Consider the following 23,807-nt stretch of genomic DNA (forward strand, 5'->3'; position numbering starts at 1 on the left):
CCGTCTCCTCACGAAAGTCACGCACCGCCTCCAGCATGATCAGCGTCACCGGAAGCGTCGCCGCCGGAGCCACCTTCCCCGTGGAGGTCTTGATGAAGTCGGCCCCGGCCAGCATCGCCAGCCAGGAAGCCCGCCGCACGTTGTCGTAGGTCGACAACTCACCCGTCTCCAGGATCACCTTCAGATGCGCGCCGCCGCACGCCGCCTTCACCGCGACGATCTCCTCCAACACCTTGAGATAGTCGCCCGACAGGAACGCGCCCCGATCGATCACCATGTCGATCTCGTCGGCGCCCGCCGCGACCGCCAGCGCGGTCTCGGACACCTTCACCTCCAGCGAGGAACGCCCGCTCGGGAACGCGGTCGCCACCGAAGCGACCTTCACCCCCGAGCCGCGCAGCACCCCGGCGGCCACAGCCACCAGGTCGGGATAGACGCAGACGGCCGCCACCCGGGGCGCTCCCTCGCCGGGGTGCATCGCCTTGGCGCACATCGCACGGACCTTGCCGTGCGTGTCCGCGCCCTCAAGCGTGGTGAGGTCGACCATCGAGATGGCCAGGTCGATCGCCATGGCCTTGGCGCTGGTCTTGATGGAGCGGGTGCCGAGCATCGCCGCCCGCTGGTCCGCGCCGACCCGGTCGACACCGGGCAGGCCGTGCAGGAATGCTCGCAACCTCGCGCCGGACGACGCGATCGCGTCCAGGCCGGCAGGGTCCAGGATGGTCGTGGCGAGGCTCATGCCGACCGGCCCCTTCTCGTTCGGGTGGTGGCCTGGCGGCGGTCGCCGGACCCGGGTGGCGGCGCCGTCGAGGCGCGCTCTATCAGCTTGGTGTCGAGGACGATGTGCCGGGGAGTGTCACCGGTGTACTGCGGGTCGAAGCGGCGCAGGAGCAGTCGCATCGCGAGCACGCCCTGCTCGACCATCGGCCGGTCGATCACCGTCAGGGGAGGTCTGAGCAGCGGGCCGGTGTCCAGGTCGTCGAAACCGATCAGGCTCACCTGGCCCGGGACGTCCACCCGCATGTCGTGCAGGGCCTTGAGGGCGCCCAGGGTCATGAGGTTGTTCGCGGTGAAGAGCGCGGTGGGTGGTTCCGGGAGCGACAGCAGCGACAGGGCCAGCTGGTAGCCGCTCTCCTCCCGGAAGTTGCCGACGAGGTCGTACTCGGCGGGGACGTCGACGCCGGCGGCGGCGAGCGCGCTGACGAAGCCCTCGCGGCGGCAGCGTCCCGGAGTCGTGTCCTGGTTGCCGCTGATCGCGGCGATGCGCGTGTGCCCCAGCCCCACCAGGTGCTCGGCGGCCTGCCGCCCCCCGTCGACGTTGTTGACCAGAACGGCGTCGAAGTGCTCCCCGCCCGCCAGGTCGCGGTCGACGAACACCAGCGGCACGTCCGCGTCCCGGACATGGAGCGGGGTCTGATCCTGCTCGGTGGCGGGGGCCAGGACGATGCCGTCCACCCGGCGCACCATGTCCGCGAGCACGTCGTCCTCGCGGTCGCTGCTCTCGTCGGTGTTGGCCAGCAGGATGCGGTAGTTCTCGGCCCGGGTGACCGACTCCATCCCCTTGACCACTGCGGCGAAGTACGGGTTGGTGATGTCGGGGACGACGACGCCGATGGTGTAGGTGCGTCCGGACTTCAGGGACTGGGCCGCGGCGCTCGGCCAGTAGCCCAGCTCGTCCACGGCGGCCTGGATCTTCTCGGACGAACGCACGTGCTGGCCGCGCAGAAACCGCGAGACTGTGGCGGGGGAGACCCCGGCGCGAGCCGCTACGTCATGGATCGTGACCACATGCGCTCCAAACTGAAACCGTTGTCAGAGAATGGTTGCACTACGACCCCTCATGACGTCAACGGCTGGTTCCCGTTGTGTTTCCCATTCGTTACCTTCTTCGTGTTGTCCCAGTTCATGACCATGGTGGCGGTCGCTTGATCCTCTGGGTGGTCGGTGTCTTTCTGAAACCGTTGTCAGTGGGAGTGTCCAGGCCGTACGCGCCCCTAAGGTAGGCATATGTCGCCGCTCCGCACCCGTATGGCTGCTCGCGATCTCGCAGAGCAGCACCGGGTCTCGAGCCCGCTCGAGCTGCTCTTCGATCTCACCTTCGTCGCCGCCGTGTCGCAGATCGTGGGCCGGCTCGCCCACGCGACCGAGCAGGGGCATGGTGTGGAAGCGATCGGGCCGTTCCTCATGGTCTTCTTCGCCATCTGGTGGGCGTGGATGAACTTCACCTGGTTCGCCTCCGCGTACGACACCGACGACGTGCCGTACCGCGTCATGACGCTCCTGCAGATGGCCGGCGTGCTCGTGCTCGCGGCCGGGGTGCCCACGGCGTTCGAAGGAGACTTCACCGTCGTGACGATCGGCTACCTCGTCATGCGGGTCGGGCTGGTGAGCCTGTGGTTGCGCGCGGCGGTCGCGCACCCCGAGGGGCGCGCGACGGCGCTTCGCTACGCGATCGGCATCTCGTTCGTCCAGGTGCTCTGGGTGTCCAAGCTCGCGCTGCCGGGTGGCGGGCCGGTCTGGCTGTTCGTCGTGTGCGCCGTCCTCGACCTCGCGGTGCCTCCGATCGCGGAGCGTACGGGATCGACGAGCTGGCACCCGCACCACATCGCCGAGCGGTACGGGCTGTTCACCATCATCCTGCTGGGCGAGAGCGTGCTCGCGGCCACGAACGCGGTGCAGGGCGCAATCGCACACGGGCTGAGCGTCGGCCTTGTCGTCATCGCGATCGCCGGTCTCGTCATCCTGTTCGCGCTGTGGTGGATCTACTTCTCCGAGCCCGCTGGCGACGGGCTTGAGGAGCGACGGCAAAGGTCGTTCTTCTGGGGCTATGGGCACTGCGTGATATTCGCCGCGCTTGCCGCGCTCGGCGCGGGCCTTGAGGTCGCGGTGGCGTCGGTAGGGGAGGGGGAGCACCACATCGTGGCGGGTGCGGAGGTCGTGGTCGCCTCGGTCGCCATCCCGGTCGTCATCATGCTCGTCCTGTTGTGGGTGCTGCACGCACCCCTGGTGAGCCGTACGGTCGTGCGGCCGGAGGCGATCGGTGTCGCGGTGGTGCTCGTGCTGCTCGCCGTGTTCATCGCGCCGAGCATCGGCGTCGCCGCGGGACTGAGCGCCATCGCCGCGGTGCTCGTGCTCTTGCTCGTGACGACGTTGGCGCGCGAGGCACGCCGCTCGCTGCCCGCGTCCGACGCCCCATGAAGCCGGCGGCTAGTGCGGGTCCATGCCGCGCAGCAGGAGGGCGAGCCCGCCGCGGAACTCCTCGTCCGGGGTGACGCCGTCCGAGCTCCTGGCGGTGTCGGACAGGTAGGGGAGTTCGGCGTGGTCGGCGATGACCTGGGTGCCCGGGCCTGCGAGCGGTCCGAGGTGTTCGAGCTGGATCGCCCCGACGACGTACGCGAGCAGGCAGCGCAGGGCGATCACCCGCTTCCCGCCGTCCAGCCCTGCCTCGGTGAGGATGGCGACCACCGTCTCTGACCAGCGCAGCACGCTCATGGATTGGTGCCGGTGGGCGATGAGCAGCGGCACGATCCACGGGTGGGCGCCCACGACGCCGCGTACCCGCTCGACCATGATCTCGATCCGTTCGTGCCAGGGTCGGCCCGTGTCGGGAGGCGTGGTGTCGACGGTGCCGAGGACGAGCTCGATGACGAGTTGTTCGAGCTCGCCGCGGTCGTCGACGTATCGGTAGAGGCCCATGGTGCTCATGCCGATCTCCTGCGCGACCGCGCGCATCGACAGCCCGTCGAGCCCGTCGCGGTCGATGACGGCGAGGGCGGCCGTGGCCAACTGGCCGGGAGTGAGTGATCGTGGGCGCGGCATGACGGTTGACAGCGTACGGCATACGCCTATCATCGTAAGCGTATGTCGTACGCCTACAGGAGGTTCAGATGCGTGTCGTCGATGCCAGGGAACTGACTGCGGTGTCCGGCGAGCCGGTTGCCATTCCCGACCGGGAGCGGCTGGTCCACCTCCAGTTCCGGCGATTCGCCGGATGTCCGGTCTGCAACCTGCACCTACGGTCCATCGTGCGGAGGCATGACGAGATCGAGGCGGCAGGGGTCCGCGAGGTGGTGGTCTTCCACTCGCCCGCCGAAGAGCTGGCCGAGCACACGCCCGGCCTGCCGTTCCCGGTGATCGCCGATCCGGGCAAGCGGCTGTACGTCGAGTTCGGCGTGGAGTCGGCGGTCCGCTCGCTGCTCAACCCGCGCGTGTGGGGGACGATCGTCCGCGCGGTCGTACTGAGCACGTGGGGGATCCTGCGCGGTCGCGAACGCGGCCCGGCGGCGATGCCGCACGGTGGCCGGTTCGGCCTACCTGCCGATTTCCTGATCGGCCGGGATGGCCGGGTGCTCGCCGCCAAGTACGGCGAACATGCCTATGACCAGTGGTCCGTCGACGAAATCCTCGACCTGGCGGCCCACGCGCCGAAACCCAGCCAGAAGTAAGGGACCCTCGTCAGGGCGAGCTGTGCGGGTACGGGCTCACCATCGTGTTGAAGTAGCCCTCCGGATCCTCTTCGAGGAAGGCCGGCAGGTTGTCGAGGAAGGCGCGTAGTGGTGGGGTCGCGTTGTGCTTGTCCAGATCCTCCTGGGACCGCCAGACCTCGTAGAGGAAGAACCGGCCGTCCTCGTGCTCGTGGAGGTGATACTCAAGATTGCCCTCTTCCTCCCGCGTCGGCTGGACAAGGGACATCAAGAGCTGCCTGACGTCGTCGGCGCGCTCCCGCTTGGGCCGTAGGAAACCGTAGAGGGAAATGGGGGCTTCAGTGCTGGTCATGGGGCCAACGGTAGGATCTGACATCATGTGAGGTTCAAGGGCGTTTCGCGTGAGGTGGGTCACATGAAGATCGGCGATCTGGCGTACGAGTCGGATGTGAGCGTCCGCATGCTGCGCTACTACGAAAGCCAAGGTCTGCTCACCTCGGACCGGACGGCCGGTGGTCACCGCCACTACGCCGCCGACGCACCGGTCACGGTCGCCCGGATCCGCACCCTTCTGGCCGCCGGACTCCCCACCAAGGTCATCCGCGACATCATGCCCTGCTTCCTCGGTGACGGTCCTGAGCTCGAGAGCTGCGTGCTTGACCATCTGCGGGCACAGCTCGCCCATTTGACCATTCGCATCGACGATCTGCAAGAGGCTCGCACCTCGCTCGCCGACCTCCTGGACGCCTCGGTGCTGGCGTCCAAAGCCGTCTCCGAAACCCGCCACACCTCATTGATCAGCTGACGGCACCTCGACGAACGACGCCGCGAAGGAGTTGCGGGCGATCTGGTCCAGCTGCGCGTCCGTCATGCCCAGCTCGTCGCGGAGCGCCTGGTAGTTGTCCTCGACGTAGCCGCCGAAGTACGCCGGATCATCGGAGTTCACCGTGACCATCAGGCCCTCGTCCAGCATCGCGGGCAGGATGTGGTCCCGCAGCGACGGCACCGTGCGCAGCCGGACGTTCGACAGTGGGCACACCGTCAGTGGGATCCGCTCCTCCCGCAGGCGGGCGACCAGCGACGGGTCCTCCATGGCGCGGATGCCGTGATCCACCCGCTCCACCTTGAGCACGTCCAGGGCCTCCCACACGTAGTCGGGGCCGCCCTCCTCGCCGGCGTGCGCGACCCGGCGCAGGCCCTCCGAGGCCGCCATGTCGAACACCCGGCGGAACAACGCCGGCGGATGACCGACCTCCGCCGAGTCCAGCCCGACGCCGATGAAGTGCTCCCGGTACGGCAGCGCGGCCCGCAGCACCTCCTCGGCCTCCTCGGCACCCCGGTCGCGCAGGAAGCACATGATCAGGGCCGCTGACACGTCGCCGTCCTTGAGGGCGGCCGACAGCCCGCCGAACACCGCCTCCAGCGTCACGCCCCTGCTCAGATGCGCCTGCGGGTCGAAGAAGATCTCGGCATGCCGTACGCCCTGCGCCCGCGCCCGCCGCAGGTAGGCGGTGGCGAGATCGTAGAAGTCCCGGTCGGTGCGGAGCACGGCCATGTTCTCGTAGTAGATGTCCAGGAACGACTGGAGATCGGCGAAGTCGTACCGGGCCCTGATGGCCTCCGCGTCGAAGGTCGGCAGGTCGATCCCGTTACGCCTGGCCAGCTCGACGACGAGCTCGGGTTCGAGGGTGCCTTCGATGTGCAGGTGGAGTTCCGCTTTGGGCCGCATGCGATCGAGTAAACCTGACAACGCGCCGACCACGGTATCGTGCGAACCTCCGAACTGTCACTCGTTGACCTGGCATAACATCAGATTCATGAGGCTGGCGGATCTGTTGCGGCGCGAGGACCTGAGCCTCGTGCCGGTGACCGGTCACGAAGGGCTCGGCAGGGAAGTGAAACGGGCCTATCCGACGGATCTGCCCGACCCTCGGCGCTACCTGCGTTCCGGCGACCTCGTGCTGACCAGCGGGGTCTGGTACAACCAGCCGTCCGACTGCGAGACGTTCGCCGACGCGCTGTGGACGAGCGACGCCGCCGGGTTGATCGTCGGGCTGGTCGTGCTGGGGGAGCTGCCGGACGCGCTGGTCAAGGCGTGCGAACGCCGCCGGCTGCCGTTGCTCCTGGCCGCGCCCGACCAGTCGTTCGGCGCGATCACCGAGGTGGTGACCGAGGAGGCGTTCGCGGCCGAGCGGCGCAGGGACGAGCAGGCCAGGGCGCAGACGCTGCTCGACCTCCTGGGCACGCAGCGGATCGCGCCCGGCGAGGTGTCGGCCCACCTGCGGCTGCTCGGCGCCGATCCGGGGCTGCCGACCACGGCCATGGTGGTGGCCAGGACAGGCGGCACCGACGATGACGACGTGCCCGCCCTCATGTACGCGCTGGACCGCAGGGGGCGGCATCTGGTCGTCGGCGGGCGGTCCGACGAGGCCATGGTGCTGGTGAACGGCAAGGTGTCGCGCCAGGCGCTGACCGAGGAGCTGCGCCTGCTCGTGACCAACCGGCCGGGGATGCGGGTGGCGGCCGGGATCAGCGACGCGACCGCCAGCGTGTCGCAGCTCGGCGAGGCGCTGGAGACGGCGCGGCGCGGGATGGAGTCGGCCCGCTACGGCGAGGGGCCGGTGTCCGTCATGTCGGTCGCCGACGTCGACAGTCACGAACTCCTGCTGGCCCAGTTGCCCGTGAGCGTGCGCCGCTCGTTCAGGGAGCACCTGCTCGGGCCGATCATCGAGTACGACGCCCGGCACGGCTCCGAGCTGCTGCGCACGCTCGACGTCTTCCTGGAGACGTGCGGTTCCTGGCAGCGGACGGCCGACGAGCTCTATGTGCACGTCAACACGTTGCGCTATCGCATGCAGCGCGTCGAGGAGCTGACCGGGCGGCGGATGTCGTCGATGCGCGACCGTACGGACCTCTATCTGGCGCTCAGGTCAGGGCAGCCGGCCCGCGACGAGCCGGCCACGTGAGACCACGGCGACGATGTTCGCCAGGGCCAGGTCCGCGATCCGCTCCCACGGGCGGCCGCGCAGCACGATGAAGTCGGCCCCGAGGCCCGGCGCGATCCGGCCCACCGGCATGCCGATCGAGTCGGCCGCGTCGGAGGTGGCCGCGCGCAGCGCCTCCGAGGCGGACATGCCCAGAATCTCGGTCATGTGCACCACCTCGGCGAGCTGATCGCCGAACTGGACGTGGTGCCCGTTGGCATCGGTCCCCAGGACGAAGCGGACCCCCAGTCGCGCCGCCTCGGTGAGCAGCACGTTGCGCGTGGCCACCAGCTCGGCGGCCTTGGCCATGGACTCCGCGGTGACCGGGACCCGGCCTTCGGCGATGGCCTCGTTGATCAGCAGGGTCGGCGCGACGGGCGTGCGGCGGGCCGCGAGCACCTCGGCGAGGTCCCTGCTCAGCAGCGTGCCGTGCTCGATCGAGTCGACGTGCTCCTCGACGGCGACCCGGATGCCGTCCTCGGAGTGGGCGTGGGAGGCGACCAGCATGCCGAGCGCGTGCGCCTCGTCGACGACGGCCCTGATCTCCTCGCGCGTGTAGTTGCGCCAGCCGTTCTTGTCGCCGATCGACAGCACGCCGCCGCTGGTGGTGAGCTTGATGCCGTCCATTCCGGCGCGGGCCCAGGTGCGTACCAGCTTGCGGCACTCGTCGGGGCCGTCGGCGGTGGGCTTGCGCTGCGGGATCGCGGGCGGCACGAACAGGTCGTTGTGCCCGGCCGTCATGCCGACCACGCCGTGGACCTGGACGCGCGGGCCGGGCAGCACGCCCGCGTCGAAGGCCCGGCGCAGCGCGATCTGCGCCTCGTCCCCGGCCAGGTCGCGCAGGGTCGTCACGCCGTGGCGCATGGCCCGCTGGGCGTGGGCGACGCCGTGCAGCACCTGCTCGTCGCGGGTGGTGACGAGCGGCCAGGTGGCGAAGTCCGGGGGCGGGCCCTCGCCGGCATGGCCGATCAGGTGCACGTGTGTGTCGACCAGGCCGGGGAGCACGCACAGGTCGTCGTACCGCTGTGTGGCGGGCCGCACCCCGCCGATCCGGTCCGGTTCCCAGCTCAGCTCGACCGGGCCCCTGAATTCGGTGCCGTCCCAAAGCGGGATTCCGTCAAGTCTCATCTCATAGGGGACGCTACCGGACCCTCTCCGCCGCTGGAGGGATCTACGGACCTCACCGGGCGCTCTCGTAGGGACCTACAGGGTCTGGAGCGCCGGGGCTGGGCTTTTCCCCACCTGATCATCCCACCCCATGCCGTGACCGGTTTTCCGTCACACGATGGTAATAATCACTGGATAGCTTCCTGACCTGCACGTTCATCGCCGTTCCAAGGAGAATTATGGCTACCCTCGACCGTCGCGCGTTCCTGCGGACGACAGGATTGGCCGGACTGGCGCTCGGCCTGGCCGCCTGTGGTGACGGCGGAACGTCCGGTGGGAGCGGGAGCGGGAGTGGGTTCGGCGCGGTCAAGATCCAGCTCTCCTGGAAGAAGAACGTCGAGTTCGCCGGCGAGTACTTCGCCGACAGCAAGGGCTACTACAAGGCCGCCGGATTCTCGCAGGTGGAGCTGCTGTCGGGTGGCGGCTCCGGCACCTCGGTCGAGTCGGGCCTGACCACCGGCCGCTGCTGGATCGGCCTGTCGACGCCGACCATCACCGCGCCCGCCGTGCTCCAGGGCGCCCCGCTGAAGATCGTCGGCGCGACCTTCCAGAAGAACCCCTTCGCCATCGTCTCCCTCGGCAAGAACCCGATCAAGGACCCCAAGGACCTGGCCGGCAAGAAGATCGGCGTCCAGGACTCCAACGAGCTGGTCTGGAACGCGCTGCTCAAGGCCAACAACCTCGACCCGGCGAGCGTGACGCGGGTGCCGTTCCAGTCCGACCCGTCGATGCTGACCTCCGGCCAGCTCGATGGCTATGTCGGCTTCGTCACCAGCGGGCCGGTGCGGCTGAAGATGCAGGGCGTGGACGCGGCGCACATGCTGTTCGCCGACCACGGGCTGCCGCTGGTCGCCGAGACGTTCACGGTGACGCAGGAGACGATCGACAAGGAGCGCGACAAGCTCAAGGCGTTCCTCACGGCCGAGATCAAGGGCTGGAAGGACGCCGTCGCCGACCCGGCCAAGTCGGCGGAGCTGGCCGCCAAGACATACGGCAAGGACCAGAACCTCGACGTCGCCGAGCAGACCGAGGAGGCCAAGATGCAGAACGGCCTCGTCGTCACCCCTGACGCCAAGACCAACGGCCTGTTCACGATGACCGCCGAGCTGATCGAGCAGAACATCGCCTCCCTCGCCAAGGCCGGGCTGACCGTCAAGGCCGAGAACCTCTTCGACCTGACGATCCTGGACGAGATCTACAAGGCCGACGCGAGCCTCAAGCTCTCATGACCGGCATCGGCATCACGGGGCTGAGCAAGACGTTCAGCAGAGGGCTGACCGCGATCGAGCACATCGACCTGGAGACGCCGAAGGGCTCCTTCCTGTCGCTGCTCGGCCCCTCGGGCTGCGGCAAGTCGACCGTGCTGCGCATCCTGGCCGGGCTCGAACAGCCCACCACCGGCGAGATCCGGGTGAACGGCGAAACCCCCGAGGAACTCCGCAGGAGCCACCACCTCGGCATCGCCTTCCAGGACTCGGCGCTGCTGGCCTGGCGCAGCGTCGCGGCCAACATCCGGCTGCCGCTGGAGGTCGCCGGGCTCAGGCCGGAGCCCGGCGTGATCGATGACCTGATCAAGCTGGTCGGCCTGCAGGGCTTCGAGAAGGCGCGGCCCGCCGAGCTGTCGGGCGGCATGCGGCAGCGCGTGTCGATCGCCCGCGCGCTGGTGGTCAAGCCCAGCGTGCTGCTGCTGGACGAGCCGTTCGGCGCCCTGGACGACATGACCCGCCAGCGGCTCAACCTGGAGCTGCTGCGCATCTGGACCGAGAAGCCCGCCACCACGCTGATGGTCACCCACGGCATCGGCGAGGCGATCTTCCTGTCGGACGTGGTGGCCGTCATGAGCCCGCGCCCGGGCCGGATCGTGGAGCTGGTGAAGATCGACCTGCCGCGCCCCCGCGTGCCCGAGATGATGCGTACCCCGGAGTTCCACGCCATCCACGACCACCTCAGCGACCTGCTCTTCGGGCAGGGCTCGTGAAGGGGCTCGGCTCGTGAAGCGGATCCACGGCCTGCTCGGCGTCGCCGTCCTGATCGCCCTGTGGTGGCTGCTCGCCGTGACGGTCTTCGCGGACGGCGGCGCGGTGCCGACGCCATGGGCGGTCCTGGCCGGGATGGGCCGCGACGGCTGGGGCTTCTACGGCCCCAACACGACGGCCACCGTCAGCGCCGCGCTCCAGGGCTTCCTCTGGGGCAACGGCCTGGCCATCGGGGTCGCGCTGCTCGTCCTGCTCGTCCCGCGCCTGGAGGCCGTGGCGACACAGCTCGCGGTGATCAGCTACTGCATCCCGCTGCTGGCCATCGGCCCGATCGTCCTGGTCGTCTTCGGCGGTGACGCCGCCGTGGTGTTCCTGGCCGCCGTCTCCGTCTTCTTCACCACGCTCATCGGCGCCCTGCTCGGGCTCCGCTCCGCCGACCGGACCAGCCTCGACCTCATCGCGGTGTACGGCGGCGGCCGCCTGGCCAAGCTCCGGCACGTCCAGATCATCGCGGCGCTGCCGAGTACGTTCGCCGGGCTGAAGATCTCGGCCCCTTCCGCGCTGCTCGGCGCCATCATCGGCGAATACCTCGGCAGCAACGACCAGGGACTCGGTGTCTCCCTGATGATCTCCCAGCAGCAGTTCCAGGTCCCGCGCACGTGGGGGCTGGCGCTCGTGGCCGGTCTGGTCGCGGGCCTCGGCTACGCGGTCGTCGCGCTGGTCGCGCGTGTGGTGACACCTTGGTCGTACGGCAGAGCGAGGTCCTCCCGATGATCGGCCGCATCGTGTTGCGCGTGGTCGGCCCGCTGCTGCCCTCGGTGCTCATCGTGGTGGCGCTCTGGTGGCTGTCCCTGGAGGCGTTCGGCATCAGCCCGCTGGTGGGCAAGCGTCCCCCGCAGGTCTGGGAATACCTGTTCGGCTCGTCCGCGGCTCATCGCGACGCGGTCTTCGCCGCCCTGGGCATCACGATCAGGGACGCGGCCATCGGCTTCGCCACCGGGATGGTCGCGGCGGTGGTCGTGGCGATGGCGTTCGTGCTGTTCAGGACCGTCGAGCAGACGTTCATGCCGGTCGCGATGCTGCTGCGTTCGGTGCCGCTCGTGGTGATGACGCCGCTGATCACGCTCGTCTTCGGCCGCGAACTCGTCGGCGTCGCCGTCATCGGTGGCATCGTGGTGTTCTTCCCCGCCCTGGTAAACATCGCCTTCGGGCTGCGCTCCGCCTCGCCGCAGGCCACCGACCTGGTGATGGCGTACGGGGGCGGGCGGCTGACCGTGCTGCGCAAGGTGGCCGTGCCGACGGCGATGCCCTCGGTGTTCGCCTCCGCGCGGATCTCCGTGCCCGCCTCGATCATCGGGGCGCTCATCGCGGAGTGGCTGGCGACCGGGCAGGGGATCGGGGCCGGGATCCTGCGGGCGATCGGCGGGTTCCGGTACGACGAGGTGTGGGCGGACATCGTGGTGGTCACGGCCGTGTCGATCCTGGCGTACGCGGTCGTGGGCGTCGTCGAGTCACTGGTCCTGGCCCGCTTCTCGGACACCCGCGACTGACCGGGGCGGCCCGGGCCGTCAGGAGGCGGCGGTCCTGAAGGAGGAGCGGTAGGACCGCGGGGTGACGCCGACCACGCGTTTGAACCGCTCCCGGAAAGCGGTGGGCGAACCGAAACCGGCCTGTGCGGCGATCCGCTCGACGCCGTGGTCGGTGGTCTCCAGCAGCAACTGCGCCCGCCGGACCCGGGCTCGCAGCAGCCACTGCAGCGGGGTGGTGCCGGTCTGCTCCCGGAAGCGGCGGCTGAAGGTCCGCTCGCTCAGCCCGCTGCGTACGGCCATCGCCGCCAGGGTCACCTCCTCGGCGAGGTTGTCCTCGACCCACGACAGCACCGGCTCCAGCAGCGAACCCTGCGGCACCGGCGGCTGGGCGGTCACGATGAACTGCGCCTGCCCGCCTTCCCGCTCCAGGGGCATCACCGACAGCCGGGCCGAGTCCGCGGCGACCACCGAGCCGAAGTCCCGCCGGATGATGTGCAGGCAGAGGTCCAGGCCGGCGGCGGCCCCGGCCGAGGTCAAGATCTGGCCGTTGTCGACGTACAGCACGTCCGGGCGCACATCGACCAGCGGGAACAGCTCGGCCAGCCGGCGGGCCGCCACCCAGTGCGTGGTCGCGCTCAGCCCGTCCAGCAGCCCGGCCGCGGCCAGGATGAACGCTCCCGCGCAGATGGACGCGATCCGGGTGCCGGCGGCCGCCGCCGCGCTCAAGGCCTCGAGAACCTCCTGGTCCGGCGGGGCGGCTTGGTCCGAGCATCCCGGTACGACGATCGTGTCCGCCTCCCGCAGCGCCTCCAGGCCGTACGGGGCGATGAGCGTGAAGGTCTCGCTGGCCACCCGCGGCGTCGCCGCACAGACCCGGACCTGGTACGGGCGGCGCCCGTCCGCCAGCCGGGCACGCCCGAACACCTCGATCGGGGTCGCCATGTCGGCCGCCACCACCTGGTCCAGCGCCAGGACCGCCACAGTGTGCATGGCAACACGGTACGGGTGGCGAGAACCCGTTGGAGATTGTCCCTTCAGCCCCTGGGGACCGATGAACGGTCGGCCTAGCGTGGTGCCGCAGACCCCTCCCGTCAACTGAAGGATTGCCACGCCCCATGTCCATCTTCATGCCGATCCTGATTGCGCTGATCGCCATCGGCTGCATGTCCCTGATCCGCGAGCCGCATCGACGCCGCATCAACGCCCTGGCGGTCGCCGGCGCGGGCGCCGCCTACCTCAGCGGCGGCGGATTCGGCCCCTGGGAGTTCGTCCTGCCGGTCGTCATGACCTATGTCGCCTACAAGGGGCTCGACAACTGGACCTTCATCGGCATCGGCTGGCTGCTCCACACCGCTTGGGACATAGGGCACCACCTGCAGGGGAGCCCCATCATCCCCTTCGCCGAGTACTCCTCCTTCGGCTGTTCCATCTGCGACCCGGTGCTGGCGCTGTGGTGCTTCGCGGGCGGACCGTCGATCATCGACTGGGCTCGCACCCGCCTGTCTCGCAAGCCGCCGGCGCCGATCGGCTCCCCCGAATAGGAAAGGGGTGCGGGCCCGGTCGCGGTCCGCTGTGCGGGGGGAGGCGCGACCGGGCCCGCCGGATGGGAGCGCCGTGGCGTTGCGGTGGGAACCGGCGCGGTGGCGCGCCTGGTGGAGGCCCGACGCTCCCTGGCTGGGTGGGGTTGTGTGGTCTAGTGGGCGGCGAAGTCCTGGGTCCAGTAGGGGCCCTTGGTGGACTGGCCGACGCCGATATGGGTGAAGGAGCAGTTCATGATGTTGGCGCGGTGCCCGGGACTGTTGAGCCAGGCCTGTACGACCGAGGCGGCCGTCGGCTGGCCCATGGCGATGTTCTCGCCCCAGGTGCTGATCGGCGCGAAGCCGGCAGCGGATATGCGGTTGCCCGGGGTCCGGCCGTTCTTGGAGTCGTGGTCGAAGTAGCCCCGGGTGGCCATGTCAGCGGAGTGCCGCTCGGCCGCCGCGTGGAGCTTGGCGTCGTGGGTGAGGGGGCGGCAGCCGTTCTTGGCGCGCGCCTGGTTGGTGAGCTTGACGACCTGGTCCTCGGCGGCCGAGGCGGTGCCGGTCTTCGACGGTGCCCGCCCCTTGCAGGACAGCGCCACGGACGGCGACTGGATCGGCTTGCTCTGGTAGTCCATGGCCACGACGTAGTAGCGGCCGGGGGCGGCACAGCGGACGCGGGCGGTGATCCGGCCGTTCAGCACGAGCTTGGATCCGCTCTTCACCGTACGATCGGGACCGGCCATGGCGCGGACGATCCGGACTCTGAGCGTGGCCTTGGCGTCACAGCCGATCCTGCTGGCCGTGCCGGTGACCATTCCCCTGGACAGGGACGGCTTGGCGGCCAGGACCCGGCACGGGGCCTTCGTGCTCGCCGCCTGGGCGGTGGCGGGCGCGGGGAAGCTCAATGCCGCCAGACTTCCGAGGCAAACGACTGCCTGGAGTTGCCTGCGCATCCTGTCCCTCCGGTGGTGCTAGTTACTGCGTTGATCCCGCATTCTGGTAGGCCCGCAACGCCCATGTCACGAAAAACGCTGCTATATCTGGAGTACCAGGTGACCCAATCGTAACGATTGCCCCATCCACCTCGGTAAACCTCCAGTGCCACATAGGCGTCTGCCAGCAAAAAATATGGCCGTGCGGCACAGGGCCGCACGGCCATGGACGGACATCGCCGGCTCAGCACTCGCCGGGCGTTGTCCGGGCGGTCAGCACTCGGCGGGCTTGAGCCAGGAGCACTCGAGGTCGGCCGACGCGCTCTCATCCGTCGAGCGGAGCTGCGACACCGCGTCCACCGGCGCGGTCCGCGAGAACTGGGCGAGCCGGATGGCGATCTTGTCCTCGATGTCCTTCGGCGAGCTCGACAGGAACTGGTTGAGCATGATGGAGAACACCAGCGGCTCGCCCTCCGCGCTGTTCACGTAGCCCGACAGCGACGTCACACCGGTCAGCGACCCGGTCTTGGCGTGCACGTTGTTCGCCGCGGCGGTGTTGCGCATCCGGCTGCGCAGTGTGCCGCCGGTGAACCGGTCGGCGTTGCCCGCGATGGGCAGCGCGTCGTACCAGGTCTTGAACCACGGCTTGGCGCGTACGGCGCCCAGCAACTGGGCGATCGAGGTCGGCGTGAAGCCGTCGCGGCGCGAGAGGCCGGAGCCGTCACGCATGTTGAGCACCTGCACGCCGTTGGCCTTGGCGAAGTCGGTGCTCACCTTGAGCCCGGCCGCCCAGGTGCCCTGGCCGGAGACCTTGCGGCCCATCGCCTTGGTCAGGATCTCGGCGTGGATGTTGTTGCTGAGCTTGAGGAAGGGCACCAGCAGCTCACTCAGCGGCATCGACTGGTGCTCGGCCAGCGTGGCGGCGCCGGACGGAGCCGCGCCGGTGACGGTCGGGCCCGCCACACGGACGCCGTGCTTGGCCAGCGCCTTGCGGAACAGCGACGCCACATAGCGGGTGGGGTCGTCGACGGCCACCCACTCCTGGTACGGGTCGGCCACGGTGCCGGTGATGACCACGGTGTTCGTGGCGTGCTGCCGCTCGATGAGCACGTCGGTGGTGGTGCCCACGGTGGCCTTGTTGACGATCTTCAGGTAGTCGGTCTCGGGCGTGGTCGACACCTTGACCTCGGTGCCGGAGGCCGCCACCGAGACGATCACCGAACCGGCGTCGTAGTCCCGGTCGGGGGAGGCGGTCAGCGCGGAGATCTGCGCCGCGTAGTAGGCCGTCTCGTCGTCCCAGGCCCAGTCGTTGCCGAGCCGTGCGGAGTCGAACCACGTGTCGTCGGCGACCAGCTTGCCCGCGACCACCTTGATCCCCGCGGCGGCGACCTTGGCGGCCAGCGCGTCGTAGTCCTCGGCCAGCATCGTCGGGTCGCCGGTGCCGCGCAGGACCAGGTCACCGGTCAGTACGGAGCCGAGCTTGCGCCCGCCGCTCAGCACGGTGGTGGGGAAGCGGTAGTCGAGGCCGAGCGTGTCGACGGCGGCGGCGGAGGTGAACAGCTTGGTGTTGGACGCCGGGATCATCAGCTTGCCGGCGTCGGTGGCGTACAGCTCGTCGCCGTTGGCCGCGCTCTTGACGACCACGCCGGCCCGGCCGACGGTCAGCCGCGAGTCGGCGAGTATCTGGTTGATGTCCTGGGTCAGGTCCGCGACGCCCGCCGAGGGTTCGAGCGCGACGGCGGGTGAGGAGGGGCTGGACGCCCACGCGAGGGCCGCGACGAGCGCGCCCGCGACGAGGGATGCTGAGGTGCGCCGCATGGGGTCTCCAATGAGGACTGGGGGTCTCGCCTGGGATCATGCGGCAGCGCACGCAGCCTGTAATCCGCAAATATCCGTATATTCGGGTCGGCTGTACGGCAGGCGCCGCCCCATGGTCAGCCTGACAGGCGGCCCTCGCTCGTGAAAGGCGGACGCGCTTACGTGAGCTGGCCCGCGTTCACCAGGAAGCCGCAGTCGCCGAAGGAGATCTCGTCACCCGACTTGATCTTGGCGGGCCCCACCAGCCGCCAGCCGTTCAGCCGCGTGCCGTTGAGCGAGCCCAGATCGACCAGCATCCATCCGCCGTCGTCCTCGCGCCGCAGCTCGGCGTGCACCCGTGAGACCGTCAGGTCGGACAGCACCAGGTCGCAGGCCGACCCGCGGCCGACCACGTAACGGACGCGGTGGTCGTCGGGCAGGGCCAGCCGGGGCAGGCGCGGCTTGCGCCAGGCCGCCTGGAGGCGGGTGGTGAAGTCGGAGGCGTTCGACACCGCGTCGGTCAGCCGCTGGCGGAACGTCCGGCGGCGGGGCAGGTCGGCGACCAGATCGTCGAGCTCGTGCCGGTTGCGTGCCCGCAGCGCCTGGTCCACCCGGCCGACGAAGGTGTCGTGGGAGATCCGCCCTTCGACGGCACGGTCGCGGAGCTCGTCGATCGCGCGATCGCGTTCCCCGTCGGACGCGCGGAACGGTGGATGCGTCGAGCTCATGCCCCGAGTATCGGCCTGAACCGCGTCCCCTGTCCAGAATATGCGGATCTCTTGCGCTGAGCATACTGAGTATGCATACTCAGTATCCATGTCGATCAGACACGGACTGCTCGCGTTGCTGAGCAGGGGGCCGCGTTACGGCTACCAACTCCGGGTGGAATTCGAGGCGTCGACAGGGGCGACCTGGCCGCTCAACATCGGCCAGGTCTACACGACGCTCGCCCGGATGGAACGCGACGGCCTTGTCGAGCCCGGCGGGGCCGACGAACAGGGGAGGGCCGTCTACACGGTCACCGAGGCCGGTCGGGCCGAGCTGGAGCGATGGTTCAGCACCCCCGTCGACCAGACCGACCGGCCTCGGGACGAACTGGTCATCAAGCTCGCCATGGCCGTCGCCGCCGGGGACGTCGACGTGCCGGCGGTGATCCTGGCCCAGCGCACCGCCACCATGCGCGCGCTGCAGGGGCTGACCAGGGCGAAACGGGCGAACGCGGAGGGGCTCGCGCAGCGGCTCGTCCTCGATTCATTGATCTTTCAGGCCGAGGCGGAACAGCGCTGGCTGGACCACTGCGAGGCCGTACTCAAGGAGAAGAGCACATGACCGTGATGAGGCTGGATGAGGTGACGCGCGTGCACGGCCAAGTGCACGCGCTCAAGGGAGTGAGCCTCGAGGTCTCCAGCGGCGAGTTAGTCGCCGTCATGGGCCCGTCCGGCTCCGGCAAGTCGACCCTGCTCAACCTCGCGGGCGGCCTCGACCGGCCGACCTCGGGCAGCGTGACGATCGAGGGCACGGACCTGGCCACCGTGACAGACCTGGCGGCGCTGCGGCGCGGCAGTGTCGGGTACGTCTTCCAGGACCTGAACCTGATCCCGTCGCTCACGGCCGCCGAGAACGTGATGCTCCCCAGAGAGCTCGACGGCGTCCGCTCCCGGCAGGCCCGTGGGGAGGCGCTGGCCGTACTGGCCTCGGTGGGGGTGGACCACATGGCCGACCGCTTTCCCGAGGAGCTGTCCGGCGGGCAGCGGCAGCGCGTGGCGATCGCCAGGGCGCTGGTCGGCGAGCGGCGCCTGGTGCTGGCCGACGAGCCGACGGGCGCGCTGGACACGGCGAGCGGCGACGAGATCCTGCGGTTGCTGCGCGAGCGCTGCGACGCGGGCGCGGCGGTGCTGCTGGTCACCCACGAGCCCCGTTACGCCGGGTGGGCCGACCGCGTGGTGTTCCTGCGCGACGGGGAGATCGCCGACTCGACGGCCGTGTCGCTGGAGAGCGCCCGATGAGCGCGTTCGCCGCCGCGCTGCGGATCTCCCGCAGGGACGCGCTGCGGTTCAAGGGACGCACGGCACTGATCATGGTGATGATCGGCCTGCCGGTGCTGCTCATCACCGGCGTGCTCACGGGGGCCGCCACCATCGACGTGAACGATCGAGAAGGGCTGACCGCCGAGCTGGGGACTGCGGACGCGCGAATCGCCACCACCAGGTACCGCCTGACGATCGAGCAAGATGCCTCCGGCAGGGGCTGGACATCGGCGGCGGGGGAGCCGTTCACGGCTCCGCCGTGGACACGCGCAGGGCTGGCCGCGCTGGTCGACGGCCGGATCATCCCCTGCGACGAAGGCTCCGTGGAGGTCCCGGGCAAGGACGGCTACGACCTGGTGTGGGCCGTCGAGGTGGACCTGCGTGACCCGATGACGCGCGGAATGCGGTCATTGAAGGAGGGCCGGTTCCCGGCGGCGCCCGGCGAGGTGGTGGTGACACCCGCGATGCTGGAGCGAGGAGCGAAGGTAGGCGACGCGATCAGCGTGACCCGGCGGAACACGCCGGTGCGTGTGGTCGGCGTGATCGAGCATCCGAACAGGCCCACCGTCACCGAGATCATCGGCCTCCAGGGTGTGCTCCTGCCGGACAAGACGGACGGAAGCGGCACCGGCTGGCTCGCGGACACCGCCGCGCCGTTCGACTGGGCGCACGTGCGGGGGCTGAACGGACACGGGCTGCTCGTCCAGTCCAGAGCCATCATCGAGAACCTGCCTGATGGCGTCCTCTACAGTTCTGCGGACGTTCTCCTCCCGATCAAGATCGCGCTCACCGTCGTCTTCATCGTCATCGAGACGGCCCTGCTGGCCGGGCCCGCGTTCGCCGTGGGCCTGCGGCGGCGGCGGCGGGAACTGGCCGTGATCGCGGCGCAGGGCGGCTCGGGCACGCACCTGCGGGCCATCGTGCTGGCCGACGGGCTGGTGCTCGGCGGCGTGGCGGCGCTGGCGGGGACGGTCCTCGGCGTCGGTAGCAGCCTGGCGGTGGCGCCGCTGGTCGGACAGTGGCTCGGGTCGCTCGGCCCGATCGAGGTGCCGTGGGCGAGCGTCGCGGGCGTGGCCGTGCTGGGCGTGGTCAGCGGGCTGATCGCCGCCCTCGTACCCGCCGTGCAGGCCGCGCGGCAGAGGCCCGCCCAGGTGCTGGCCGGCCGGGAGGGCGAGTTCCGCGACCGTGCGGGCCGTCCCGTGCTCGGGCTCGTGCTCGTGGTCGCCGGGCTGGTCGTGACCGCGCTGAGCCTGCGCAGTGACGGGCTGCCGGTCGTGGCGGCTCTCGGGCTGGTCGTGCTGGGGCTGGTCGCGTTGATGCCGTGGCTGGTCCGCCGCACGGCCCGGCTCGCCGCCCGCCTGCCGCTTCCGCTGCGCCTCGCGGTCCGCGACGCCTCGCGCCACCGCTCCCGTACGGCCTCCGCCGCGGCCGCCGTCATGGCGGCCACGGTGGCGGCGGTCGGGTTCAGCATCGGGCTCGCCAGTAGCTCCGCGGGACGGGAGGCCGCTTACCATCCCTACGCCCCGATCGGCAGTCTCAAGATCGAAGGCGCCGACCTGGACGACAGCGGCTGGGCCAAGCTGCGGGTGGCGACCGCAGGGCGACTGGGCGGAGCCCAGACGGTTCCCGCCGCGTATCCGGTGGACACCAAGGGGCGTCGAGTATGGATCGATCTCGGGCGAAACTGCGGCGAGCGGTGTGACGACCAAATGGCCTATGGGGGCGAGGTGCCGGTCGGAGACGCGCAACTGCTCGCGCTCATCCAGGGACGGCAGGATCCGCAGGCCGCCGCGGCGCTGGCCGCGGGCAAGATCGTGGTGTTCGATCCGCAGCTGATCAAGAACGGCCTGGCGACCCTGCAGTTCGACATGGGGGATGAGGGGAGCGAGACCAGGACCAAGCAGGTGCCCGCCGTGCTGGTGAGCGCCGCAGACCCGCGGCTCAGCGGCGGGGTGGTCCCGCCGGCCGCGCTGACGTCCGTCGGAGTGCAGGTCAAGGAGCGGCGGCTGTACGCCATGTATCGCCCCGCGGACCAGGAGCGGTTGACCCGGGATCTCTCGGCGATCAGCGGCAGGGTCGATCTCTACGCCGAGCGTGGCCGGGGCAACGATCTCACCGTTGTGCTCTGGATATTGCTGGGCGTCGCCATGGTGCTGGTGCTCGGGGGTACGTTCGCGGCCACCGGGCTCGCCGCGGCCGACATGCGCCGCGACCTGGACACCATGTCGGCGGTCGGGGCACCGTCCCGCAGCCGACGGCTGGTGATAGCCGGTCAGGCGGGTTACATCGCCGGGCTGGGCGCGGTGGTCGGCGTCGTGGCGGGGGCCGTGGCCGGGATCGCACTGTCCTGGCCGATGGCCGTCGGACGCCAGAGAGGCGGGGAGGCGTTCCCGTTCGATCCCGGGCCCACGACGGTCGCCGTCCCGTGGCTGTTCCTGGTCGCGCTCGTGCTGGGTCTGCCGCTGCTGGCCGCGCTGGTGGCGGGGTTGTCCGCCAGGACGCGGCTCGTACTGGCCCGCCGCCTGACATAGGCGCACCTCCCGGCCTCCCGGCCGATGACCGCGGTCCGCCCGAGAGGCGGGCCGCGGTCGCGCGCGTCCGGATGCGCCGGACCGCCGTCGTACGCGGTCCGGATCGGCCGGAACGCGGCTAGTCGATCACGTCCGCGCAGACCACGTGGGCGCCGATCTCGATCATCCGTTGCTCGCTGCGCGAATCCGCCACCCGGGCCATGAGGATGGGCGCCCCGCTCGCCGCGAACTGCGGCAGCCGGGCGCGGACCCCGCGGTGCAGGTCGCGGACCACGTCTTCGGCCGCCGACATGTGCACCTTCACGTGCAGCATGATCCCTGGCGCCCCCGAGGCGGTGCGCGCCTCGGAGATCCAGACGTGGTGCACGAGCGGGTAGTCCATGAGCAGGTTCCCGATCGCCAGCCGCAGGGCGGGCAGGATCGGGTGCGTACACCGCCGGTAGCCGGGGTCGACCTGCTGCATGGGCCCCGACAGGTGCGGTCGCGGCGCCGGGATCCACGGCAGCGCGGGTGCGTCCGCCGAGCGCGGTGCCACCTGCGCGAGCGCGGCTCCCCGTGACACCGTGGCCATCGCGCCCGTCGCGTACGCGGCGGGGACGGCTCCCGACAACACCGGATGGGGTCCCGAACGCGTCGAGGCGAGGAAGCGCTGCAGATCGTCGATCGGCACGGCCGCCGCCGCGGGACCCGCCGCGTCGATCACGATCTCCCGCACGCCGGTGACGCGCTGGATGTCGAGGATCGTGTCCGGGTCGCAGGCTGAGAGGGAGTGACTGCCACGGTGCCGGGCGTACGTAGCCGCGCCCGTGTATCCGAGCAGCACTCTGTCGCCGGCCTGGGTCGTACCCAGGACGACTGAACGGTCTGGTCGCACTGCCACCAGAACCCCACCATCAGCGAGCGCCGCCAGCAGGCGATGTGGACTGCCATGCTGGGCGAGCACGTCGGCAAGCGCAGGATTCCCGATGCTCATATGACGAACCATAGGTAGTCGGTCACGGCTTATCAGGCTAATAGCCAAGAATTCCCCCGATCAAGACAAAGATGGGAGCAGTGTGGATGAGTTTGCGGGACGCGGGGTATGGCGGCGGCTGTCTCAGATCCTGGGTCCCTCGTGAACACATTCACAAGCGCGGATAGACTCGGAGCGATCCGAGGGGCCCGGAGACGTGTCCCTCAATGCCCGCCCGCCTGCCCCTAAGGATCCACTTCCATGAGCAAGCCCGTCGTACTGGTCGCAGAGGAGCTGTCCGAGGCAGGCCTCGCCGTACTCGCCAACGATTTCGAGGTCCGCCACACCGACGGCGCCGACCGCTCGCAACTCCTGCCCGCGCTCGCCGACGTGGACGCGCTCATCGTCCGCTCCGCCACGCAGGTCGACGCCGAGGCCATCGCCGCGGCGCCCAAGCTGCGTGTGGTCGCACGGGCCGGTGTCGGTCTCGACAACGTCGACGTCGAGGCTGCCACCAAGGCCGGTGTGATGGTGGTCAACGCCCCGACCTCCAACATCACCAGCGCCGCCGAGCAGACCATCGCGCTCATCCTGGCCAGCGCCCGCAACACGGCTCAGGCGCACGCCGCGCTGAAGAACGGCGAGTGGAAGCGGTCCAAGTACACCGGTGTCGAGCTCGACGAGAAGGTCGTCGGCATCCTCGGCCTGGGCAAGATCGGGCAGCTCGTGGCGCAGCGCCTGCAGCCGTTCGGCGTCGAGCTGATCGCCTACGACCCCTACCTGCCGCCGGCCCGCGCCGACCAGATGGGCGTCAAGCTGGTCAGCCTCGAAGAGGTCATCAAGCAGGCCGACTTCATCACCGTGCACCTGCCCAAGTCCAAGGAGACGCTCGGGCTCATCGGTGACAAGGAGCTGCACGAGGTCAAGCCGTCGGTGCGGATCGTCAACGTGGCCCGCGGCGGCATCGTGGACGAGGGCGCGCTCTACTCGGCGATCAAGGAGGGTCGCGTCGCCGGGGCCGGCATCGACGTGTTCTCCAAGGAGCCCTGCACCGACAGCCCGCTGTTCGAGCTCGACCAGGTCGTCGTCACGCCGCACCTGGGCGCCTCCACCCACGAGGCCCAGGAGAAGGCCGGCACCCAGGTCGCGCGGAGCGTCAAGCTCGCCCTCGCCGGCGAGTTCGTGCCCGACGCGGTGAACGTCCAGGGCGGAGCGGTCGCCGAGGACGTCAAGCCGGGCCTGCCGCTGGCCGAGAAGCTGGGCCGCGTCTTCACCGCGCTGGCGGGCGAGGTCGCCACCAAGCTCGACGTCGAGGTGCGCGGCGAGATCGCCTCGCAGGACGTGCGGGTCCTGGAGCTGGCCGCGCTCAAGGGCATCTTCACCGACGTGGTCGAGGACTCGGTCACGTACGTGAACGCGCCGCTGCTCGCCAAGGACCGCGGGATCTCCGTCAACCTGGTGACCAGCACCGACAGCCCCGACTGGCGCAACGTGGTCACCGTGCGCGGCGTGCTCGCCGACGGCCGCCGCGTCTCGGTCTCGGGCACGCTGTCCGGCCCGCGCCAGATCACGAAGATCGTCGAGGTCAACGGCTACGAGATGGAGATCGAGCCGACCGCGCACCTGTCGTTCTTCACCTACGCCGACCGGCCCGGCATCGTCGGCGTCGTCGGCCGCCTCCTCGGCGAGCACGGCATCAACATCGCCTCGATGCAGGTGGCCCGTGACGCCAAGGGCGGCAACGCGCTGATCGCGCTGACGGTCGACTCGGCCATCCCGGCCGAGGTGGTCGAGCAGATCATCGCCGAGATCGGCGCCGACAGCGGCCGCTCGGTCGACCTGGAGGACTGACCCGCCCCGTTCCAGGACCAACGGCTGCCGCTCTCGCGGCAGCCGTTTTCCTGTCTCAGGATGCGAGATAGTAGGACATCCAACGAGACAGCCAAACTACCGCCAGGTATTCTTTCG

The 23,807-nt window shown here is 69.9% G+C and carries 24 protein-coding genes; 13 read left to right on the forward strand and 11 right to left on the reverse strand.

Annotation, left to right across the window (positions count from 1 at the left end; all coding sequences use genetic code 11):
- Positions 1–739: deoxyribose-phosphate aldolase (gene deoC / locus KLK06_RS58740; RefSeq protein WP_214644626.1), on the reverse strand; the 739-nt coding region annotated here is incomplete at its 3' end.
- Positions 736–1,788, reverse strand: coding sequence for a LacI family DNA-binding transcriptional regulator (locus KLK06_RS58745; protein WP_214644627.1), 1,053 nt, complete (start codon positions 1,786–1,788; stop codon positions 736–738). The genes deoC and KLK06_RS58745, both read right to left, overlap by 4 nt.
- Positions 1,789–2,007: 219 nt before the next feature.
- On the opposite strand from KLK06_RS58745, the gene KLK06_RS58750 reads away from it, so the two are divergent.
- Positions 2,008–3,198, forward strand: coding sequence for a low temperature requirement protein A (locus tag KLK06_RS58750; RefSeq protein WP_214644628.1), 1,191 nt, complete (start codon positions 2,008–2,010; stop codon positions 3,196–3,198).
- 9 nt (positions 3,199–3,207) lie between these two features.
- Here the strand turns inward: KLK06_RS58750 and KLK06_RS58755 are convergent, their stop codons facing one another.
- On the reverse strand, positions 3,208–3,819 hold the full coding sequence (locus KLK06_RS58755; protein WP_214644629.1) for a TetR/AcrR family transcriptional regulator: 612 nt from the start codon (positions 3,817–3,819) through the stop codon (positions 3,208–3,210).
- 68 nt (positions 3,820–3,887) lie between these two features.
- Between KLK06_RS58755 and KLK06_RS58760 the strand changes: the two genes are divergently transcribed.
- The gene (locus KLK06_RS58760) at positions 3,888–4,445 is read left to right on the forward strand and encodes a peroxiredoxin-like family protein (protein ID WP_214644630.1); all 558 of its coding nucleotides are present in this window, start codon (positions 3,888–3,890) and stop codon (positions 4,443–4,445) included.
- 10 nt (positions 4,446–4,455) lie between these two features.
- Here KLK06_RS58760 and KLK06_RS58765 read toward each other — a convergent pair whose 3' ends face one another.
- Entirely contained in the window at positions 4,456–4,776 is a 321-nt protein-coding gene (locus KLK06_RS58765; protein WP_214644631.1) for a putative quinol monooxygenase, read from the reverse strand.
- Positions 4,777–4,839: 63 nt separating this feature from the next.
- On the opposite strand from KLK06_RS58765, the gene KLK06_RS58770 reads away from it, so the two are divergent.
- Complete coding sequence (locus KLK06_RS58770) at positions 4,840–5,229, forward strand: MerR family transcriptional regulator (protein WP_214644632.1); 390 nt, start codon at positions 4,840–4,842, stop codon at positions 5,227–5,229.
- Here KLK06_RS58770 and KLK06_RS58775 read toward each other — a convergent pair.
- The gene (locus tag KLK06_RS58775; protein ID WP_214644633.1) at positions 5,215–6,153 is read right to left on the reverse strand and encodes an adenosine deaminase; all 939 of its coding nucleotides are present in this window, start codon (positions 6,151–6,153) and stop codon (positions 5,215–5,217) included. The genes KLK06_RS58770 and KLK06_RS58775 overlap by 15 nt on opposite strands.
- Before the next feature lie 88 nt (positions 6,154–6,241).
- Between KLK06_RS58775 and KLK06_RS58780 the strand changes: the two genes are divergently transcribed.
- Positions 6,242–7,390, forward strand: a complete 1,149-nt coding sequence (locus tag KLK06_RS58780; protein WP_214644634.1) for a PucR family transcriptional regulator — start codon at positions 6,242–6,244, stop codon at positions 7,388–7,390.
- Here the strand turns inward: KLK06_RS58780 and KLK06_RS58785 are convergent.
- Positions 7,355–8,536, reverse strand: coding sequence for an amidohydrolase family protein (locus tag KLK06_RS58785; protein ID WP_214644635.1), 1,182 nt, complete (start codon positions 8,534–8,536; stop codon positions 7,355–7,357). The two genes, KLK06_RS58780 and KLK06_RS58785, sit on opposite strands and share 36 nt — an antisense overlap.
- Before the next feature lie 218 nt (positions 8,537–8,754).
- On the opposite strand from KLK06_RS58785, the gene KLK06_RS58790 reads away from it, so the two are divergent.
- From KLK06_RS58790 to KLK06_RS58805, 4 genes are read left to right on the forward strand one after another with little or no spacing between them, the layout of a single operon-like run.
- Entirely contained in the window at positions 8,755–9,804 is a 1,050-nt protein-coding gene (locus KLK06_RS58790; RefSeq protein ID WP_214644636.1) for an ABC transporter substrate-binding protein, read from the forward strand.
- A complete protein-coding gene (locus KLK06_RS58795) occupies positions 9,801–10,553 on the forward strand; it encodes an ABC transporter ATP-binding protein (RefSeq protein ID WP_214644637.1) in 753 nt (250 codons plus the stop codon). The genes KLK06_RS58790 and KLK06_RS58795 overlap by 4 nt, the downstream gene beginning before the upstream one ends.
- Before the next feature lie 13 nt (positions 10,554–10,566).
- The gene (locus KLK06_RS58800; protein WP_214644638.1) at positions 10,567–11,325 is read left to right on the forward strand and encodes an ABC transporter permease; all 759 of its coding nucleotides are present in this window, start codon (positions 10,567–10,569) and stop codon (positions 11,323–11,325) included.
- A complete protein-coding gene (locus KLK06_RS58805) occupies positions 11,322–12,101 on the forward strand; it encodes an ABC transporter permease (RefSeq protein ID WP_214644639.1) in 780 nt (259 codons plus the stop codon). Before KLK06_RS58800 ends, KLK06_RS58805 begins: the two co-directional genes overlap by 4 nt.
- 18 nt (positions 12,102–12,119) lie before the next feature.
- Here KLK06_RS58805 and KLK06_RS58810 read toward each other — a convergent pair whose 3' ends face one another.
- The gene (locus tag KLK06_RS58810) at positions 12,120–13,070 is read right to left on the reverse strand and encodes a GlxA family transcriptional regulator (protein ID WP_214644640.1); all 951 of its coding nucleotides are present in this window, start codon (positions 13,068–13,070) and stop codon (positions 12,120–12,122) included.
- 125 nt (positions 13,071–13,195) lie between these two features.
- Here KLK06_RS58810 and KLK06_RS58815 point away from each other — a divergent pair, with 125 nt between their 5' ends.
- Positions 13,196–13,621 (forward strand): DUF6010 family protein, encoded by a 426-nt coding sequence (locus KLK06_RS58815; RefSeq protein ID WP_214644641.1) that lies wholly within the window; start codon positions 13,196–13,198, stop codon positions 13,619–13,621.
- Positions 13,622–13,773: 152 nt separating this feature from the next.
- Here the strand turns inward: KLK06_RS58815 and KLK06_RS61225 are convergent, their stop codons facing one another.
- The 3 genes from KLK06_RS61225 to KLK06_RS58830 form a co-directional block, all read right to left on the reverse strand.
- A complete protein-coding gene (locus KLK06_RS61225; protein ID WP_250907725.1) occupies positions 13,774–14,505 on the reverse strand; it encodes a CAP domain-containing protein in 732 nt (243 codons plus the stop codon).
- Between the two features lie 300 nt (positions 14,506–14,805).
- Positions 14,806–16,350 (reverse strand): D-alanyl-D-alanine carboxypeptidase/D-alanyl-D-alanine-endopeptidase, encoded by a 1,545-nt coding sequence (gene dacB, locus KLK06_RS58825; RefSeq protein ID WP_214644642.1) that lies wholly within the window; start codon positions 16,348–16,350, stop codon positions 14,806–14,808.
- 158 nt (positions 16,351–16,508) lie between these two features.
- The gene (locus tag KLK06_RS58830; RefSeq protein ID WP_214644643.1) at positions 16,509–17,057 is read right to left on the reverse strand and encodes a DUF1707 and FHA domain-containing protein; all 549 of its coding nucleotides are present in this window, start codon (positions 17,055–17,057) and stop codon (positions 16,509–16,511) included.
- 88 nt (positions 17,058–17,145) lie between these two features.
- On the opposite strand from KLK06_RS58830, the gene KLK06_RS58835 reads away from it, so the two are divergent.
- From KLK06_RS58835 to KLK06_RS58845, 3 genes are read left to right on the forward strand one after another with little or no spacing between them, the layout of a single operon-like run.
- A complete protein-coding gene (locus tag KLK06_RS58835; RefSeq protein WP_214644644.1) occupies positions 17,146–17,658 on the forward strand; it encodes a PadR family transcriptional regulator in 513 nt (170 codons plus the stop codon).
- Entirely contained in the window at positions 17,655–18,335 is a 681-nt protein-coding gene (locus KLK06_RS58840) for an ABC transporter ATP-binding protein (RefSeq protein ID WP_214644645.1), read from the forward strand. Before KLK06_RS58835 ends, KLK06_RS58840 begins: the two co-directional genes overlap by 4 nt.
- The gene (locus tag KLK06_RS58845) at positions 18,332–20,887 is read left to right on the forward strand and encodes an FtsX-like permease family protein (RefSeq protein WP_214644646.1); all 2,556 of its coding nucleotides are present in this window, start codon (positions 18,332–18,334) and stop codon (positions 20,885–20,887) included. Before KLK06_RS58840 ends, KLK06_RS58845 begins: the two co-directional genes overlap by 4 nt.
- A 118-nt stretch (positions 20,888–21,005) precedes the next feature.
- Here the strand turns inward: KLK06_RS58845 and KLK06_RS58850 are convergent, their stop codons facing one another.
- Positions 21,006–21,860 carry a hypothetical protein gene (locus KLK06_RS58850; protein WP_214644647.1) on the reverse strand — a complete coding sequence of 285 codons (855 nt, stop codon included), beginning with the start codon at positions 21,858–21,860 and terminating at the stop codon, positions 21,006–21,008.
- A gap of 240 nt (positions 21,861–22,100) precedes the next feature.
- On the opposite strand from KLK06_RS58850, the gene serA reads away from it, so the two are divergent.
- Entirely contained in the window at positions 22,101–23,690 is a 1,590-nt protein-coding gene (serA, locus tag KLK06_RS58855; RefSeq protein ID WP_214644648.1) for a phosphoglycerate dehydrogenase, read from the forward strand.
- Positions 23,691–23,807: the final 117 nt, after the last annotated feature.

The sequence above is a fragment of the Nonomuraea sp. NEAU-A123 genome, assembly GCF_018603905.1.
In the GTDB taxonomy this organism is placed as follows: Bacteria; Actinomycetota; Actinomycetes; order Streptosporangiales; family Streptosporangiaceae; genus Nonomuraea.